Here is a 16100-nt window from a genome sequence, read left to right on the forward strand (position 1 = left end):
ACCGAAGTCATTTAATCGCTGTTTAATGTAGCAAATGGTCTTTTATTAAACTGTCTACTTTATAGGGTTCAGTTCATAGCTACTAGGCTTGGACTTTTTATAATGGAATATTACCATGTTTTTTCTCAGGACGCGTTTCCTGTTTATTAGATAGCATATCAAGTCCTTGAATCAGTTTAATGCGTGTATCTCTTGGATCAATAACATCGTCCACCATACCACGAGATGCAGCAACGTATGGATTGGCGAATTTCTCTTTATATTCTTCAATTTTTGCCGCACGTGTTGCTTCTGGATCATCTGATTTTGCAATTTCACGGGCAAAAATGATGTTTGCAGCTCCGGCAGCTCCCATAACTGCAATCTCAGCGTTTGGCCAAGCAAATACAAGGTCTGCACCGATTGATTTAGAGTTTAGGGCAACGTAAGCGCCTCCATAAGCTTTACGTAAAATCACTGTAATTTTTGGTACAGTTGCTTCGGAATAAGCATAAAGAATTTTCGCGCCATGACGAATGATGCCACCATGTTCTTGTTTAACACCTGGGAAGAAACCAGATACATCTTCAAATGTAATGATTGGAATATTGTAAGCATCACAAGTACGGATAAAACGAGCTGCTTTATCGGAAGAGTCTATATCTAATCCTCCAGCAAGTACTTTTGGTTGGTTACAAACAAGACCAACTGACTCACCAGCAATACGTGCAAAGCCAACTACAACGTTTTTCGCAAATTCTGCATGAACTTCCATGAATGAACCTTCATCCACTACTTGTTCAACGACTTTACGTACATCATAAGGACGTGTTGTTTCAATCGGTACAGTATCTACGATTTCTGGACGGTAGTCATCCCCCTCTGGTCGATCTTGACGAGGTGCTTTTTCTTTATTATTTTGTGGTAGATAGCTTAATAGTTTTTTAATTTCTTGAATTGCCTCTTCTTCAGATGGTGCACGGAAATGAGCATTACCACTTACTGCATTATTTACTTTCGAACCACCTAAATCTTCAGCAGAGATTTTTTCACCTGTTACAGTTTCGATCACTTTAGGTCCTGTTATAAACATTTGAGATGTTTTATCTACCATTAAGATAAAGTCTGTGATTGCAGGAGAATAGACAGCTCCTCCAGCACATGGCCCCATTATTACGGAGATTTGCGGAATAACGCCCGAGTAAATCGCATTTCGGTAGAAAATATGACCATAGCCATCTAATGAAAGAACACCCTCTTGGATACGTGCGCCACCTGAATCGTTAATACCGATAAATGGTGTGCCATTTTTCGCAGCGAGGTCCATAACTGTTGCCATTTTTTTCGCATGCATTTCACCTAGTGCGCCACCAAACACTGTAAAGTCTTGAGAGAATAAGTATACTGGACGTCCGTTAATTTTACCGAAACCAGTTACAACACCATCACCAGGGCCTTCCATTTTTTCCATTCCGAAGTCTACTGTACGGTGAGTAATAAATGGATTGATTTCAAAAAATGTGCCTTCATCTAGTAACAAATCAATACGTTCACGAGCTGTTAATTTCCCTTTTTCATGCTGTTTTTCGATGCGCTCATAGCCACCACCAAGTTCAATTACCGTCTTACGATCATACAAGTCATTGATTTTGTCGAACATATCCATATTAATCACTTATCCCCTTTTCCACTTTTATCACATAATTCATATAACACCCCGAACGAAGATTTAGGATGCATGAACGCAACCTCTGCACCTCCAGCACCAGGTCCTGGCTCTTCCGATAAAAGACGTACACCTTTTTCACGAAGCTCCACCATACGCTCACGAATTCCTGTCACACCAAAAGCAATATGGTGAATACCTTCTCCACGTTTTTCAATAAATCCATGAATGGCACTTTTTTCACTCATTGGTTCTAATAGCTCCAATTTCACGTTGCCTGCGTCGATAAAGGCAACACGAACTTGTTGTGAATCTACTTCTTCCACTTTCAACAACTTTAAACCTAAAGTTTCTGTATAATATGTAATGCGTTCATCAAGATCGCGCACCGCAATCCCAATATGATCTACTTTCTCCATGGTGACATCTCCTTCTGTTATGGTACATACTCTATTTTACAGACTTTTTTGTCAAAACTCTACTACTTGAGAAATTTTTCAGATTTGATAAACTATTTATAAGAAAAGAAGGAGCGAACGAGCATATGAGTAATAAAAAGTTTCAAAAAATCGTTGTTTATACTATGGTCGCAATCATGCTAATCTCATCTCTAGCATTCGGCTTATCAATGCTAGTTTAAGGCAAGGCCATAGCGTCCACACTACTGTGGGCGCTCTTTTTTTACCTTTAAACCTTTAAATGACTGCTTTATTTCTAAATACCTGTCCATTTCCTCAATAAACTGATAGAGTGCGGCTTGAGCGATAAATTGCTCATGATTTTGCGGCAATGGTAGCTGAGAGAAATCATGTTTCACCTGCTCTAGCTTTTCCCGATAATGACTCGCTGTATTTCCAGAATGAATATGTCCCCCGAGGTCTTGTAGAAAATCTGCCACAATTTCAGCCTCTTGTACTATAACAGGTAAAGTTGTAATTTTCGGTAATACCCTTTCGATAATTTCTAGCTGTTTTTCTCGCATATCGAAATACATATAGTAATCATTTTTACGTCTCGTAAAATGGTTTTCAACATCTTTAAATGCCAAGGACTTTGCATCATTTAATGTTCGAATAGCTTCAATGATCTCATGCCCATCCCATAACGTATCCCCTTGTCGTAAATAGCTAGCAATTTCTAAAAATATTTTGCTATATAGTTCCTCAATTTTAACTCTGTAGTAATTTAATTCCTTTTGAATATCTGGCATATACATATTGATGGCTATACCGGTTCCATAGCCGATTGCCATTAACGCCAATTCATTATAAACAAGCTCCATCGAAAAACTTTTAGCGGCGTAAATATGCATAATAATTACGACACTAGAAATAAATCCGTCTGCAACTCTTAAGGACACAATCGTTGGGATAAAAAGCAATAGCATACCTGCTAGTGTTAGTGGCTGGTAGGAAAAAAGCTCAAAGCTTACAAAGGCAAAAAACATGGCCACTATACTAGCAACTAATCGTGTATAGGCTGCATGAATGGATTTTTTCTTCGTTGGCTGTACACATAATATCGTTAGAATACCAGCAGAGGCATACGAGGCTAAATTAAAATATTGAGCAATGGCAATCGCAAGTGCTGCACCAATTGCTGTTTTTAAAGTTCGATAGCCGATTGAAAACTTCTTCAGGCCGACTGCCTCCTATCTTTTAGTACTCTTCAGTGAATATCGCTAATTATTTAGCCAATATTACAAAAATTTTAATGGTAATGCTGAACTATCTATATATGATAATTAAGTAGGAAGCCTGCATAGATAAACTTTCTATGAGGCTTTTCTACTTAAGTTATAAAGGATTGCTCTTATGCAAAAATTGACTTACAGCTCGTCACAATATTCTTCAAAGTTTGCTTGTAAGTTTGTCACAACTGACATCGGGTCATGCCCTTCAATTTCATAGCGCCCCACTTCAGCGACAACTTGTCCATCTTTTAATAGAATAAATGATGGTGATGATGGTAGGTGATCTTCCCCAAAAAGGTAACGAGCCGCTGCAGTCGCTTCTTTATCTTGTCCTGCAAATACTGTTACTAAGTGATCTGGGCGTTTATCGTAATGTACACATTGTGCTGCTGCTGGACGAGCAATACCACCCGCACAACCACACACTGAGTTCACCATAACTAATGTTGTACCTGGACGAGCAAACGCCTCCTCAACAGCCTCTGGTGTTTTTAGCTGTTCGTAGCCAGCCGTTTCAATTTCAGCACGAGCTGTTTTTAAAATTTCCTGCATAAATAAATCGTAATCCATATTCATATAGCGATAGCTCCTTTCAAATCGCGTCAATTCAGCTTTTTATAGTAGGTATTTGACGCACATACATCTCTTATCATAGCAGTTTGCAACGAATTTGTGCACCCACTTGCTCATACATGTCAGTTGAATTTTCTAAGCTTATAAAGAAACTAGTTTACTGATCTTCCTGTTCCTCGTTAAATAAACGATCTACACCTTGTGTAACCGTTAATTGGCCACTTAAAATTTGACGTTCCAGAAGCTGTACCTGTGCTTTACGTTGTGGATTTCCATAGAACATATCTATTAAATAATCAGTAATCATGGATTGGAACCACTCTTTTGTTTGTTTTTGACGTCGAGTAGCCCAATAACTGTTTGATTCAACAATTTGTTTAAATTCTTCTATGGTTCCCCAAACCTTATCGAGACCCCGTTTTTCCAATGAACTAACTGGCATTGCAGTTGACATCCAGCCTGGTGTAGCAGGCTGTAAAAAATGCAGAATCTGTTTATACTCTGCGACAGTTTTCTTGGCAAGCCGCACATTATCACCATCCGCCTTATGCACAACAATGGCGTCTGCTAACTCCATAATGCCCTTTTTCATGCCCTGCAATTCATCTCCTGCTCCAGTTAAAACTAAAAGCAAGAAGAAATCCACCATACCTCGAACATAGGTTTCACTTTGTCCCACACCCACTGTTTCAATGAGAATGACATCATAGCCTGCTGCTTCACAAACTAACATCGTTTCACGTGTCTTTTTATGAACACCCCCAAGGGTACCAGCAGATGGTGAAGGACGTACAAAAGCAGTAGGCTTCTTGACGAGCTCCTCCATGCGCGTTTTATCCCCTAAAATACTCCCCCCTGATAAAGAAGAGCTTGGGTCAATCGCAAGGACTGCTACTCGTTTTCCCATGTCACAAAGCATTGTTCCGAAAGCCTCAATGAACGAGCTCTTCCCCGCTCCAGGAACACCCGTAATCCCGATTCGAATACTCTTTCCTGTATGCGGTAAAAGCTCCTGTAAAAGCTCCTGCGCTTGGATTTTATGAGTAGCATTCGAGCTTTCAATGAGGGTAATGGCTTTTGACAAATGTGTGCGAGAGCCTGCACGTACTTGTTGTGCAAGCTCTCTAATATTAACAATGTCGGCTTTTTTCTTTCGGAATTTTTTAGGTGTACCATAGTGCATACCGTCGTGAGTCGCCTCGACTCCGTCCATCACAAATAGCGCACTTTCTTCCATTCCTTTGTTGTCCATTATTCAGACACTTCCTCATAGCCTAAACGTTTGTAGATTTCCTCAATGATTTTCTGTGCGGATACAGGAATCACGGTACCTGGTCCAAAGATAGCTACTGCCCCAGCATTATAAAGGAAATCATAGTCTTGAGCAGGTATAACACCACCCACAATGATGATAATATCCTCACGTCCTAATTTTTCTAACTCCGCAATCAATTCAGGCACTAATGTTTTATGACCCGCTGCTAACGAAGAGACACCGATGACATGAACATCATTTTCAACAGCCATTTGTGCTGCCTCAGCAGGTGTCATAAATAATGGAGAAATATCTACGTCAAAGCCTAAATCAGCATAGCCTGTTGCGACAACCTTAGCTCCACGGTCATGTCCATCTTGTCCCATTTTAGCTACTAAAATACGTGGACGACGGCCTTCGTTTTCAAGGAATTCTTCTGTCATTTGCTTCACTTCTGAAATTTGCTCCTCATCAGAGAAGTTGGCAGAGTAGACACCTGAAATAGAACGAATGACAGCTTTATGTCGTCCGGAAACGGCTTCAATTGCATCCGAAATTTCTCCTAAAGAGGCACGTGCACGAGCCGCATCAACTGCTATAGCTAGTAAATTTTCTTCGCCATCTTGCGCCGCTTTCGTTAAACGAGCTAAATGTTTTTGAACCTCAGCCTCATCACGTGCGGCTTTCATCGCTTCTAAACGCTCTATTTGTTTTTGTCGCACTAGGGTATTATCAATATCTAGAATGTCAATTGGCTCTTCTTTCGTCAGACGATATTTATTTACACCAACAATCGTCTCTGTCTTGGAGTCAATTTTCGCTTGACGTTTAGCAGCTGCCTCTTCAACTTTCATTTTAGGAAGGCCTGTTTCAATTGCTTTCGCCATACCGCCAAGCGCTTCAATCTCTTCAATTAATGCCCATGCCGATTTAGTAATTTCTTCTGTTAATTTCTCCACGTAGTACGAACCACCCCATGGATCAATTACTTTCGTCATTGCTGTTTCCTCTTGCAAAAATAACTGCGTATTACGTGCGATACGTGCAGAGAAATCCGTTGGAAGTGCAATGGCTTCATCTAGTGCATTCGTATGCAGTGATTGTGTATGTCCCATTGATGACGCATTTGCTTCGATTAACGTACGTGCTACATTATTAAACGGATCTTGCTCTGTTAATGACCACCCAGATGTTTGCGAGTGGGTACGCAAAGCTAATGTTTTCGGATTTTTCGGATTAAACGTTGACATCATCTGTGCCCAAATACGACGTGCTGCGCGCATTTTAGCCACTTCCATATAATAGTTCATGCCAATGGCCCAGAAGAACGATAGACGTGGTGCAAATGCATCGATATCAATGCCTGCTTTTAGTCCTGTACGCACATACTCCAAACCATCTGCTAACGTATAGGCAAGCTCAATATCATTTGTTGCTCCCGCTTCTTGAATATGGTAACCAGAAATCGAAATTGAGTTAAATTTCGGCATATACTTTGCTGTATATTCAAAAATATCTGCAATGATTTTCATCGACATAGCTGGTGGGTAAATGTATGTATTACGCACCATATATTCCTTTAAAATATCATTTTGAATCGTCCCTGCTAATTTTTCTGGTGTTACGCCTTGTTCCTCTGCTGCTACAATATAGAAAGCAAGAACTGGTAGTACGGCACCATTCATTGTCATAGAAACGGACATTTGATCTAACGGGATTTGATCGAAAAGAATTTTCATATCCTCAACAGAGTCAATCGCTACGCCTGCTTTTCCTACATCCCCTGTAACACGTGGATGATCAGAGTCATAGCCTCGGTGAGTTGCTAGGTCAAACGCTACAGATAAACCCTTTTGTCCCATTGCCAGATTTCGCTTGTAAAAGGCATTGGATTCTTCGGCTGTTGAGAAACCAGCATATTGACGAACAGTCCAAGGACGAGCCACATACATGGTAGGGTATGGTCCGCGTGTATTAGGTGCAATACCAGCTACATCATTTAAATGTTTAGCATCCTTGATATCTTCTTTTGTATAAATATCTTTAATTTCAATACCTTCATTTGTCATAAACTTATCATCAGACGCTTGAGGTGCATTAGCTGATAAAACTTTTTCTATTTCAATTGCATTAAAATTTGGCTTACTCATCGTTGGACCTCCTTTATGCTCGCGAACACTGACTGTAATTTTTCAATGATGTTCTGTCCTGCGAAAATAAAGCCGTTTAGGCCATTTGCTAACCAAGCTTCTTCTTCGTCTTTAAATTTCCCAGCCACATCCACAAGTACACCTGCTGGTTTGTCTGCTAAAATGGCATGGACAAATTCCTTTGTATCCTCATCATTACCTGCAATGACAACATATTTAGCCTCTGTTGCCTTTAGCCAAGCTATTGCCTCTTCAACAGTTGCCGCCGGTTCACTTTTTTCAGGAACAAGACCTACCGTATTTAAGAAACCAGCAATAAAATCTGCTCTTGGCTTGGAGCTTTTTAATGTACCTAATGCTAAAATACCCGTTTTCACATCAGCTGCCGTCATTTCTGCACGCAGCTTTTCAAATGGAATAGCACTTCGTTTAATGCTAGCAAATAACGGATTCGTCTCACATTCAAGTGCATCAGCTGGGTTGGCATAAATATTCGTTCCAATCAATGATTGCTTACGTGTTTGTGCAGCATGATTACGAGATTGATACGATTTCTCTAATTCTTCAGCGAGCTTGCCAGATGCAGTGTATTCATCAATGCCGCCAGCTGCCTCTATTTCTAAGAATAACGCCCATGCCTCTTTGACAAAGTCTGCCGTTAACGACTCGATAAAGTAAGAGCCACCTGCAGGGTCTATTACTTTTAAGACATTTGTTTCTTCTTTTAAAATTAATGACACGTTACGAGCAATACGTATTGATTGTTCTGTAGGCTTTGTTAACGCATCATGTGGATGAACCGTAAAGAGATCAGCACCACCGATTAACCCAGAAAGCGCTTCATTAGAAGATCGTAATAAATTCACATAAACATCCAATTTAGAGAAGCTTCTTAAAGATGTTTCAGCAACAGTTGGAATTTTTACACTTTCTGTAACATCATAGGCAGATGAGAACGCTTTCCAAAGTACTTTAAAAGCACGGAGTTTTGCAATTTCTGTAAAGAATTGCGTATCAACAGCAAAGGATACAAAAAATTTCTTTGAAAATGCTTCAAAGCTTACTTCCTGTTCTACAAATTTTGCTGCTAATGCAAGTCCATAGGCCAATTCTTGAACGGCGTTGGCACCTTCATTGTGATAAAGGACTGTGTTAGCGCCGACTGAGCGCACGCTCGGAAAAGCATATAAAGAGATTGGTTCGTTCGAAACGATGAAACCTTTCACAGCTTCTCGTTGATCCAAAGCAATTTTGTCAAACACTGTTAATAATGGGTCTTTTGTATCTTTAATAGTAATTTTAAATGAATATTCTGAGAAATATGATGCTAATTTGACCAATACATCTTCTGTCCAGTCAAAATTAACACGACTATCAATGGTAATAACTTCATTACCTCGAGCTAAACTGTCATCAAGCTGTGCAAAAAACGCTTCACTCGTATCAGCATGAATTTGCTGAGCTACTTGAAATGCTTGACTATTTTGTAGGGAACGAATTGTGGCAACTTGTCGATCAAGCTCATCACCAAGCTTAGCTACTAAACTTTCTTGTGTGTACATGGGCTGTAGTGTAACACCCTCATTTGTTTTCGTGAATAGAGACTCAAATGGTTTCCCCTTTAAAGCTTTGATTGCTGCATCTTGCCAGTCGGAATAGGCCGGCTTTTCAAATTCAATATTTTTCATGTTGTTTGACATGCGGACGCTTAATCAGCTTCCCCCCTTAGTAGTTTCTATTTGTTATTCTACATGACAAATTGCGACTCGGAAAGCATAAAAAAAATCGGAAACCCTTATACAGCAGGTTTCCGACAAGTCATCAGTAGACTGACGTCGAAGATTTATTTGTATTTTCGAGTATTTCTTTTACTCTATTTAGGAATTTACCACATACTAGTCCATCCAACACACGATGATCTAATGATAAACATAAATTCACAATATCACGAGCGGCAAACATTCCACCAGGTAAAACGACTGGTTTTTTGACAATACTTTCCACTTGAAGGATAGCAGCTTGTGGATAATTAATGATACCCATTGATTGAATAGAGCCAAATGCTCCCGTATTATTTACGGTAAATGTACCACCTTTAATATCATCCATGGCTAATTTTCCAGTTCTAACCTTGTTAGCAAGCTCATGAATTTCTTTAGCAATTCCTTTAATGGATTTTTCATCCGCGTGTTTTATAACAGGTACGAATAGTGCATCATCCGTCGCTACTGCAATCGAAATATTGATGTCATGCTTTTGAATAATTTTATCCTCAGCCCACATCGAATTCATCATTGGGAATTCTTTCAAGGCTTGAGCCACTGCTTTTACAAAGAAGGCAAAATATGTAAGGTTAAAGCCTTCTTTTTGCTTAAATTCACCTTTTAGGCTATCTCGATAAGCAACTAAATCTGTCACGTCTACTTCCATCATCATCCAAGCATGTGGAGCCTCATGAACACTTCTTACCATATTATTAGCAATGGCACGACGGACCTTCGTCACTGGAATTTCAATATCTCCCGGCTGAATAGGTTGTACCGGTGCGGCAGGTTTTTCTGCATGCTGAGCTTGTGCAGGAGCTGGCTGTTCAAATGGTGCTTGACTCGTTGCTGGCGTAGGTGCCGCACTAGTTGCAGTTGGGATATCGCCCGTTTCAATTAGTTGTAACAAGTCTTTTCTTGTAATGCGACCACCCTCGCCCGTTCCCGTAACTTGCTCGAGTGCAATATCATGCTCCTGTGCAAGTCGTAGGACAGCAGGTGAGTAACGCACTTTGTCCTTACGCGCTTCTTTTGGAGCGGCTAAAGGAGGAGTAGAAACTGATTGTGATGCCTCTTGTTTCTTTTGAACACCTGCATTTAAAATCGCTGTGCTTACAGCAGATTTTTTCTCAGGAGGTGGAGGTGGTAATTCACTATCCCCTGCAATTTCAATCGAGCATACGACTGCACCAACTGGTAATGTTTGACCTTCTTGTGCAATTAGCTCTGTAATAACCCCTTCAAACGACGATGGAATTTCCGCATTTACTTTATCTGTCACAACTTCTGCTAAAGAATCATATTTTTTTACTGTATCGCCAGGCTTCACAAGCCATTTTTCAATTGTACCTTCTGTTACACTTTCGCCGAGCTGTGGCATAGTAATATTTTGAACCGCCATCATTTATTCCTCCCATCAATTAAGCCTAGGCGACATTGTACCTGATGCAGCGCTAAATTAATAAACGAAGATAGGCAAATAGACAGATTTTGACTTTCAAACGGCTAAGTCAAAATCTGTTCTTCCGTCTGAGGCTTTCATTTTTTCAATCAGCCTTGCTTGGTATGTTAAAATGCCGCAAGCTCTCGCATCGCACGTTCAACTTTATCAGGATTAATCATAAAATATTTCTCCATAGTTGGTGCATATGGCATTGCTGGCACATCAGGTCCTGCTAGACGTTGAATTGGTGCATCAAGCTCAAATAAACAATGCTCCGCTATAATTGCGGCAACTTCACTCATGATACTGCCTTCTTTATTATCCTCCGTAACAAGTAATACTTTTCCTGTCTTACTTGCTGCCTCAATTATTGCTTCCTTATCAAGTGGATAAACTGTGCGTAGGTCAAGTATATGCGCAGAAATACCATCTGCAGCTAGACGCTCTGCCGCTTGTAGCGCAAAGTGTACAGCTAAACCATAGGTAATGACCGTCACATCATCCCCTTCACGCTTCACATCAGCCTTGCCGATTGGTAACGTGTAATCGTCTAGCGGTACCTCACCCTTAATTAATCGATAAGCACGTTTATGTTCAAAGAACAATACTGGATCCTCATCACGAATAGCTGCTTTCAGCAATCCTTTAGCATCATACGGAGTTGATGGTATAACTATTTTTAAACCAGGTGTACCCGCAAAAAGGGCTTCAACGGATTGAGAATGATAAAGTGCCCCATGAATTCCTCCACCAAAAGGTGCACGGATTACCATTGGACAAGTCCAATCATTATTAGAACGGTAACGGATTTTAGCTGCCTCAGAGACGATTTGGTTGACAGCTGGCATAATGAAATCAGCAAATTGCATTTCTGCGATCGGACGCATACCATACATCGCTGCCCCAATACCAACTCCTGCAATAGCACTTTCTGCAAGTGGCGTATCTAGTACACGGTACTCACCGAATTGATCGTACAGACCATTAGTCGCTTTGAATACACCGCCCTTACGGCCAACATCTTCTCCTAAAATGAAAACTCGCTCATCACGTTCCATTTCTTCTTTCATTGCTAATGTAATCGCATCAATATAAGACATAACTGCCATTACATGTCACCTCCGTCCACTGGTGCATAAACATATTTCATGGCATCCTCTGGTTGTGCATATGGAGCCGCTTCTGCATAATCAGTCGCTTCATTCACTTCTGCCATCACACGTTCTTCAATTTCAGTACGTACTTTTTCAGTCATGACGCCAGCATCTGTTAAATACTTTTCGAATAACACAATCGGATCTTTTGCCTTACCTTCTGCTATATCTTCAGCCGTACGATATTGACGATCATCATCATCCGAAGAGTGGGCTGTTAAACGATATGTGACTGTTTCGATTAAGCTTGGGCCTTCTCCATTACGTGCACGGTCCGCTGCTTCTTTTACCACTTTGTAAACTTGTAATGGGCATTTCCCATCAACCGTGACACCTGGCATACCGTAGCCAATTCCACGATCAGAAACCTTCGCGCAGCCTAACTGGCGTTCAACGGGTACAGAGATCGCATATTGATTGTTTTCTACCATGATAATAACTGGCAATTTATGAACACCTGCGAAGTTTGCCCCTTCATGGAAATCTCCTTGGTTAGAAGAACCTTCACCAAGTGTCACGAAAGAAACAAAATCCTCTTTTTGTAGACGTCCTGCAAGTGCTACGCCAACTGCGTGCGGCACCTGCGTTGTTACAGGCGAAGATCCTGTTAAAATACGATTTTTCTTTTGACCAAAATGCCCTGGCATTTGACGTCCACCAGAGTTTGGATCTTCCGCTTTTGCAAATGCAGATAACATCAGCTCTCTTGGTGTCATACCAAAGTGTAAAACAACACCCATATCACGATAATATGGTGCAATATAATCTTTATCTTTATTTAGTGCAAAGGCTGCCCCAACTTGTGCTGCCTCCTGACCTTGACAAGAAATAACAAACGGAATTTTACCAGAACGGTTTAATAACCACATACGCTCATCTAATCTTCTGGCCATTAACATTGTTTCGAACATAGCAAGTACATCTTCATTTGACAAACCTAAATCTTCATGTTTGATTTGAACATCTTGCATACGAACACCCCTTTCGTATTATAGAGAAATAACTATCTTATCCTATATCCCCACATTTGGATACGTTAGTTATGAAATTCAGAAAAATTTAAAAATGGATAGCACGACCATCAACTGCTAAAGCTGATTCCACTAATACCTCATTTAATGAAGGATGTGGATGGATTGCCTGACTAATTTCCCATGGCGTTGCATCCAATAATTTAGCTAAAGATGCTTCTCCAATTAAATCTGTCACGTGCGGCCCTACCATATGAATACCCAAAATATCATCTGTTTCTTCATCAGCAATAATTTTTACAAAACCTTCTGCTTCTCCATTTACCAATGCCTTACCAATTGCCTTGAACGGGAATTTACCAATCTTTAATGAAAGGCCTCGCTCTTTGGCAGCAACCTCTGTTAAACCGATGCTAGCAACTTCCGGATATGAATAAACGCATTTTGGTACGTTCAGATCATTTAAATGCTCGGTTTTACCTGTCGCAATATGCTCGATCGCTGACAGTCCTTCATGAGAAGCAACATGTGCTAACTGTAAGCCACCAATCACATCTCCAATGGCATACATATGTGATTCCTTCGTTTGATAAGAATCATTCACTTTAATGAAGCCATTTTCCACTTCGATTTCTGTATTTTCCAAACCAATATCTTGCGTGTTGGCTTCACGTCCTACACAAAGTAAAAGTTTATCAGCGTCAAAGATTTCTTCCTGATCATTCACTTCGGCAGAAATGAAAACGTTATCATTTTCTATTTTGAATGTATCTGCCTCTAAACGGGCATTTGTCACAATGCGAACTCCACGCTTTTCAAGCTGCTTTGTTACTTCTTTTACGATATCTGCATCTTCTGCAGGTAAGATAGTTGGTCCGTATTCTACCACTGTTACATTTACGCCAAAATCGCAAAGCATAGATGCCCACTCAATACCAATGACACCACCGCCAACGATTAACAATGATTTCGGTAAATGATCAAGCTCCAACGCATGATCTGAATTCATCACATATTGACCATCAACTGTTAATCCAGCCATACCTCGCGGCTTTGAGCCAGTTGCAATGACAACATTCGTCGGTACAAGCATTTCATTTTCTTCCCCATTAGACATTTCTACCGAGATCGTTCCTGGCATTGGTGAGAAAATAGAGGGACCTAAAATTCGTCCTGTACCATGATAAACATCTATTTTACCTTTTTTCATCAGTGTATTCACACCTTGGCTTAATTGCTCAACGATTGCTTGTTTCCTAGCTTGAACTTTGTCAAATTGCAGTGTTACACCTTCAATATCGACACCATATTCACTAGCTGTTTTATTAGCCATTCGATATACTTCTGCACTTCGAAGTAAGGCTTTACTTGGAATACAACCTTTATGCAAGCATGTTCCGCCTAAACGCTCCCGCTCTACAATAGCTGTTTTCAAGCCTAGTTGTGCAGCTCGGATGGCCGCAACGTAACCGCCTGTACCTCCACCTAAAATGACAACATCATAATTTTGAGCCATGTTTATTCCCCCTTTTGAGAAAAGTGCTAAAGTATTCTATCTATTAAACAAGCACCCTATCAATTAGCTTACGGTCTATTCTTGCTTAAGAAGAACTTTAGCTTTACTACAACGATGCTCTTATTTGTTGGTAAAATTAGAAGAAGTCGACAATGCGACTTCTCCAAATTTTCAAACCTTGTATATTAGCGACCGTGTAAAATATTTTTTTCATTTTTTAAGAATTGGCTGCGAGATTTCGCCACACGCGCAATGCGTTCTTCAGCTAAACGATTCGCTGCCACATATGTTGGAATGCCATCTCGTTTTGAAATAGCAAAGATCTTTTCAATACTATCATAAATACCGTCAACGCGTTTCAGAGCACGTTCACGATTATAGCCATATAATTCATCCGCAACGTTAATAACGCCACCAGCATTAATCACATAGTCTGGTGCATAGACAATCCCTAATTCATGTAGGTAATCACCATGACGTGAATCTTTTAACTGGTTATTAGCAGATCCAGCAATTACTTTTGCTTTTAGTTGTGGAATTGTTTCATCATTTAATATTGCACCTAAAGCACAAGGTGAGAAAATATCAACTTCTTGCGCGTAGATTTCATCTGGAGCTACTGCAATTGCGTCAAAGTCATTTACAACTCGATCAATTGCTGCCTGATTGATATCTGTTACAACAAGTTTTGCCCCTTCATTATGTAAATACTCACAAAGCTTGTAAGCTACATTTCCTAGACCTTGTACAGAAATTTTTAATCCCTCTAATGATTCTGAACCGAATGCTTCTTTTGCAGCCGCTTTCATACCGCGATAAACACCATACGCCGTTACTGGAGATGGGTTCCCTGATGAACCGAATGCAGGTGAAATTCCTGTTACATAATCTGTTTCCTCATGGATTAAATCCATATCTGTTACCGTTGTACCTACGTCTTCTGCAGTAATATAACGGCCATTTAAGCCTTGGATGAAACGACCTAATGCACGGAACATTTCTTCGTTTTTATCTTTAAATGGGTCACCGATAATGACCGTTTTTCCACCGCCAAGGTTTAAACCAGCTGCCGCATTTTTGTAAGTCATGCCTCGTGCTAAACGCAATGCGTCTTCCACTGCATTTTCCTCTGAAGCATATGTCCACATACGTGCACCGCCTAATGCTGGTCCAAGTGTTGTGTCATGGATAGCGATAACCGCTTTTAACCCTGATGCTTCATCTTGGCAAAATACCAATTGTTCATAATCATACTTTTCCATATACTTGAAGATTTCCATGAAACTCGCCCCTTTGCTTTGGAAAGTGCATCCCCAAATGCCCGTCCCAATCAAGTTTTATCTAACAATTCTTTCCCTTATTGTCCTCTTCTCAGCAAAAAACTGAGCCCCATTTTACAGTAGGTGTTTAGACCCTTATACAGGAAGAAAAAAATTGTTTAGTAATGGATAATATTGCTCCACTTATTTTTACAATACTGACAAATTCACAATTTCGCAACTATTATTACACATTCTTATTTAAGTAAGAATTTTCTAAACATTCAGTAACAAAAACCACTTTATGCCCTCCCTAGCTTTGAGGAATAAATATTATATTGATTCCTCCCCTTTCTTGACATTCCCCCATCCACAGGTACAATTAATCATAGGAATAAGGAGGGGTATACATGGCCCGTTTAGCTGCATTTATTGTAATGCTTATTCCTGGTCTTATGGCTGCAGGCGGCATTAAATTTATGCGTGATACATTATTTGGAAAGCTTCTTTCGCCTTTCCCATTTTTATGGCTACAATTTGTAGTGGGTGTTATTTTCTTTGTGATAGGCTTCGGCTTTTTCGCAGGATTTTTACTACATCGTGACCGCAAAAATGGAAAAGTAGCACCTCGCTTCCAAAAAAAATAAAAATAGCTATCCAAATAAGTCACATGGACT

At 40.2% G+C, this 16100-nt stretch carries 14 protein-coding genes; 2 read left to right on the forward strand and 12 right to left on the reverse strand.

Features of this window, described 5'->3' with window-relative positions; translation table 11 throughout:
* Positions 1-97 precede the first annotated feature (97 nt).
* Both AC1Q6O_RS20585 and mce read right to left on the reverse strand, forming a co-directional pair.
* Complete coding sequence (locus AC1Q6O_RS20585) at positions 98-1645, reverse strand: acyl-CoA carboxylase subunit beta (protein ID WP_025116102.1); 1548 nt, start codon at positions 1643-1645, stop codon at positions 98-100.
* A 5-nt stretch (positions 1646-1650) separates the two neighbouring features.
* Complete coding sequence (mce, locus tag AC1Q6O_RS20590; protein ID WP_012295035.1) at positions 1651-2064, reverse strand: methylmalonyl-CoA epimerase; 414 nt, start codon at positions 2062-2064, stop codon at positions 1651-1653.
* Positions 2065-2189: 125 nt separating this feature from the next.
* On the opposite strand from mce, the gene prli42 reads away from it, so the two are divergent.
* A complete protein-coding gene (gene prli42, locus AC1Q6O_RS20595) occupies positions 2190-2285 on the forward strand; it encodes a stressosome-associated protein Prli42 (protein WP_150907189.1) in 96 nt (31 codons plus the stop codon).
* A 21-nt stretch (positions 2286-2306) separates the two neighbouring features.
* Here prli42 and AC1Q6O_RS20600 read toward each other — a convergent pair whose 3' ends face one another.
* The 10 genes from AC1Q6O_RS20600 to AC1Q6O_RS20645 all read right to left on the reverse strand — a co-directional run bounded on the left by AC1Q6O_RS20600 (position 2307) and on the right by AC1Q6O_RS20645 (position 15444).
* Positions 2307-3284, reverse strand: a complete 978-nt coding sequence (locus tag AC1Q6O_RS20600; protein WP_036126910.1) for an aromatic acid exporter family protein — start codon at positions 3282-3284, stop codon at positions 2307-2309.
* A gap of 189 nt (positions 3285-3473) precedes the next feature.
* Positions 3474-3914 carry a BrxA/BrxB family bacilliredoxin gene (locus tag AC1Q6O_RS20605; protein WP_008179942.1) on the reverse strand — a complete coding sequence of 147 codons (441 nt, stop codon included), beginning with the start codon at positions 3912-3914 and terminating at the stop codon, positions 3474-3476.
* Between the two features lie 154 nt (positions 3915-4068).
* On the reverse strand, positions 4069-5163 hold the full coding sequence (meaB, locus tag AC1Q6O_RS20610) for a methylmalonyl Co-A mutase-associated GTPase MeaB (RefSeq protein ID WP_427535342.1): 1095 nt from the start codon (positions 5161-5163) through the stop codon (positions 4069-4071).
* Positions 5163-7316 carry a methylmalonyl-CoA mutase gene (gene scpA / locus AC1Q6O_RS20615; RefSeq protein WP_008179938.1) on the reverse strand — a complete coding sequence of 718 codons (2154 nt, stop codon included), beginning with the start codon at positions 7314-7316 and terminating at the stop codon, positions 5163-5165. Before scpA ends, meaB begins: the two co-directional genes overlap by 1 nt.
* On the reverse strand, positions 7313-9016 hold the full coding sequence (locus AC1Q6O_RS20620) for a methylmalonyl-CoA mutase family protein (RefSeq protein WP_342550387.1): 1704 nt from the start codon (positions 9014-9016) through the stop codon (positions 7313-7315). The genes scpA and AC1Q6O_RS20620 overlap by 4 nt, the downstream gene beginning before the upstream one ends.
* Positions 9017-9137: 121 nt before the next feature.
* On the reverse strand, positions 9138-10481 hold the full coding sequence (locus AC1Q6O_RS20625) for a dihydrolipoamide acetyltransferase family protein (RefSeq protein WP_492402139.1): 1344 nt from the start codon (positions 10479-10481) through the stop codon (positions 9138-9140).
* Between the two features lie 167 nt (positions 10482-10648).
* Positions 10649-11632, reverse strand: coding sequence for an alpha-ketoacid dehydrogenase subunit beta (locus AC1Q6O_RS20630; protein WP_008179931.1), 984 nt, complete (start codon positions 11630-11632; stop codon positions 10649-10651).
* Complete coding sequence (locus tag AC1Q6O_RS20635; RefSeq protein ID WP_008179928.1) at positions 11632-12648, reverse strand: thiamine pyrophosphate-dependent dehydrogenase E1 component subunit alpha; 1017 nt, start codon at positions 12646-12648, stop codon at positions 11632-11634. Before AC1Q6O_RS20635 ends, AC1Q6O_RS20630 begins: the two co-directional genes overlap by 1 nt.
* An 88-nt stretch (positions 12649-12736) precedes the next feature.
* Positions 12737-14164, reverse strand: coding sequence for a dihydrolipoyl dehydrogenase (gene lpdA / locus AC1Q6O_RS20640; RefSeq protein ID WP_342550388.1), 1428 nt, complete (start codon positions 14162-14164; stop codon positions 12737-12739).
* A 185-nt stretch (positions 14165-14349) separates the two neighbouring features.
* On the reverse strand, positions 14350-15444 hold the full coding sequence (locus AC1Q6O_RS20645) for a Leu/Phe/Val dehydrogenase (RefSeq protein WP_089986068.1): 1095 nt from the start codon (positions 15442-15444) through the stop codon (positions 14350-14352).
* 389 nt (positions 15445-15833) lie between these two features.
* Here AC1Q6O_RS20645 and AC1Q6O_RS20650 point away from each other — a divergent pair, with 389 nt between their 5' ends.
* Positions 15834-16070: a DUF2627 family protein gene (locus AC1Q6O_RS20650; protein WP_008179922.1), complete on the forward strand. Its 237-nt coding sequence runs from the start codon at positions 15834-15836 to the stop codon at positions 16068-16070.
* Positions 16071-16100: the final 30 nt, after the last annotated feature.

The organism is Lysinibacillus sp. GW823-FHT06C08 (genome assembly GCF_058795135.1).

Bases quoted from the DNA above. Each gene is read 5' to 3' on its own strand.
- AC1Q6O_RS20585 (WP_025116102.1), bottom strand. From the start codon at position 1,645: ATGGATATGTTCGACAAAATCAATGACTTGTATGATCGTAAGACGGTA.
- mce (WP_012295035.1), bottom strand. From the start codon at position 2,064: ATGGAGAAAGTAGATCATATTGGGATTGCGGTGCGCGATCTTGATGAA.
- prli42 (WP_150907189.1), top strand. From the start codon at position 2,190: ATGAGTAATAAAAAGTTTCAAAAAATCGTTGTTTATACTATGGTCGCA.
- AC1Q6O_RS20605 (WP_008179942.1), bottom strand. From the start codon at position 3,914: ATGAATATGGATTACGATTTATTTATGCAGGAAATTTTAAAAACAGCT.
- meaB (WP_427535342.1), bottom strand. From the start codon at position 5,163: ATGGACAACAAAGGAATGGAAGAAAGTGCGCTATTTGTGATGGACGGA.
- scpA (WP_008179938.1), bottom strand. From the start codon at position 7,316: ATGAGTAAGCCAAATTTTAATGCAATTGAAATAGAAAAAGTTTTATCA.
- AC1Q6O_RS20620 (WP_342550387.1), bottom strand. From the start codon at position 9,016: ATGTCAAACAACATGAAAAATATTGAATTTGAAAAGCCGGCCTATTCC.
- AC1Q6O_RS20625 (WP_492402139.1), bottom strand. From the start codon at position 10,481: ATGGCGGTTCAAAATATTACTATGCCACAGCTCGGCGAAAGTGTAACA.
- AC1Q6O_RS20630 (WP_008179931.1), bottom strand. From the start codon at position 11,632: ATGGCAGTTATGTCTTATATTGATGCGATTACATTAGCAATGAAAGAA.
- AC1Q6O_RS20635 (WP_008179928.1), bottom strand. From the start codon at position 12,648: ATGCAAGATGTTCAAATCAAACATGAAGATTTAGGTTTGTCAAATGAA.
- lpdA (WP_342550388.1), bottom strand. From the start codon at position 14,164: ATGGCTCAAAATTATGATGTTGTCATTTTAGGTGGAGGTACAGGCGGT.
- AC1Q6O_RS20645 (WP_089986068.1), bottom strand. From the start codon at position 15,444: ATGGAAATCTTCAAGTATATGGAAAAGTATGATTATGAACAATTGGTA.
- AC1Q6O_RS20650 (WP_008179922.1), top strand. From the start codon at position 15,834: ATGGCCCGTTTAGCTGCATTTATTGTAATGCTTATTCCTGGTCTTATG.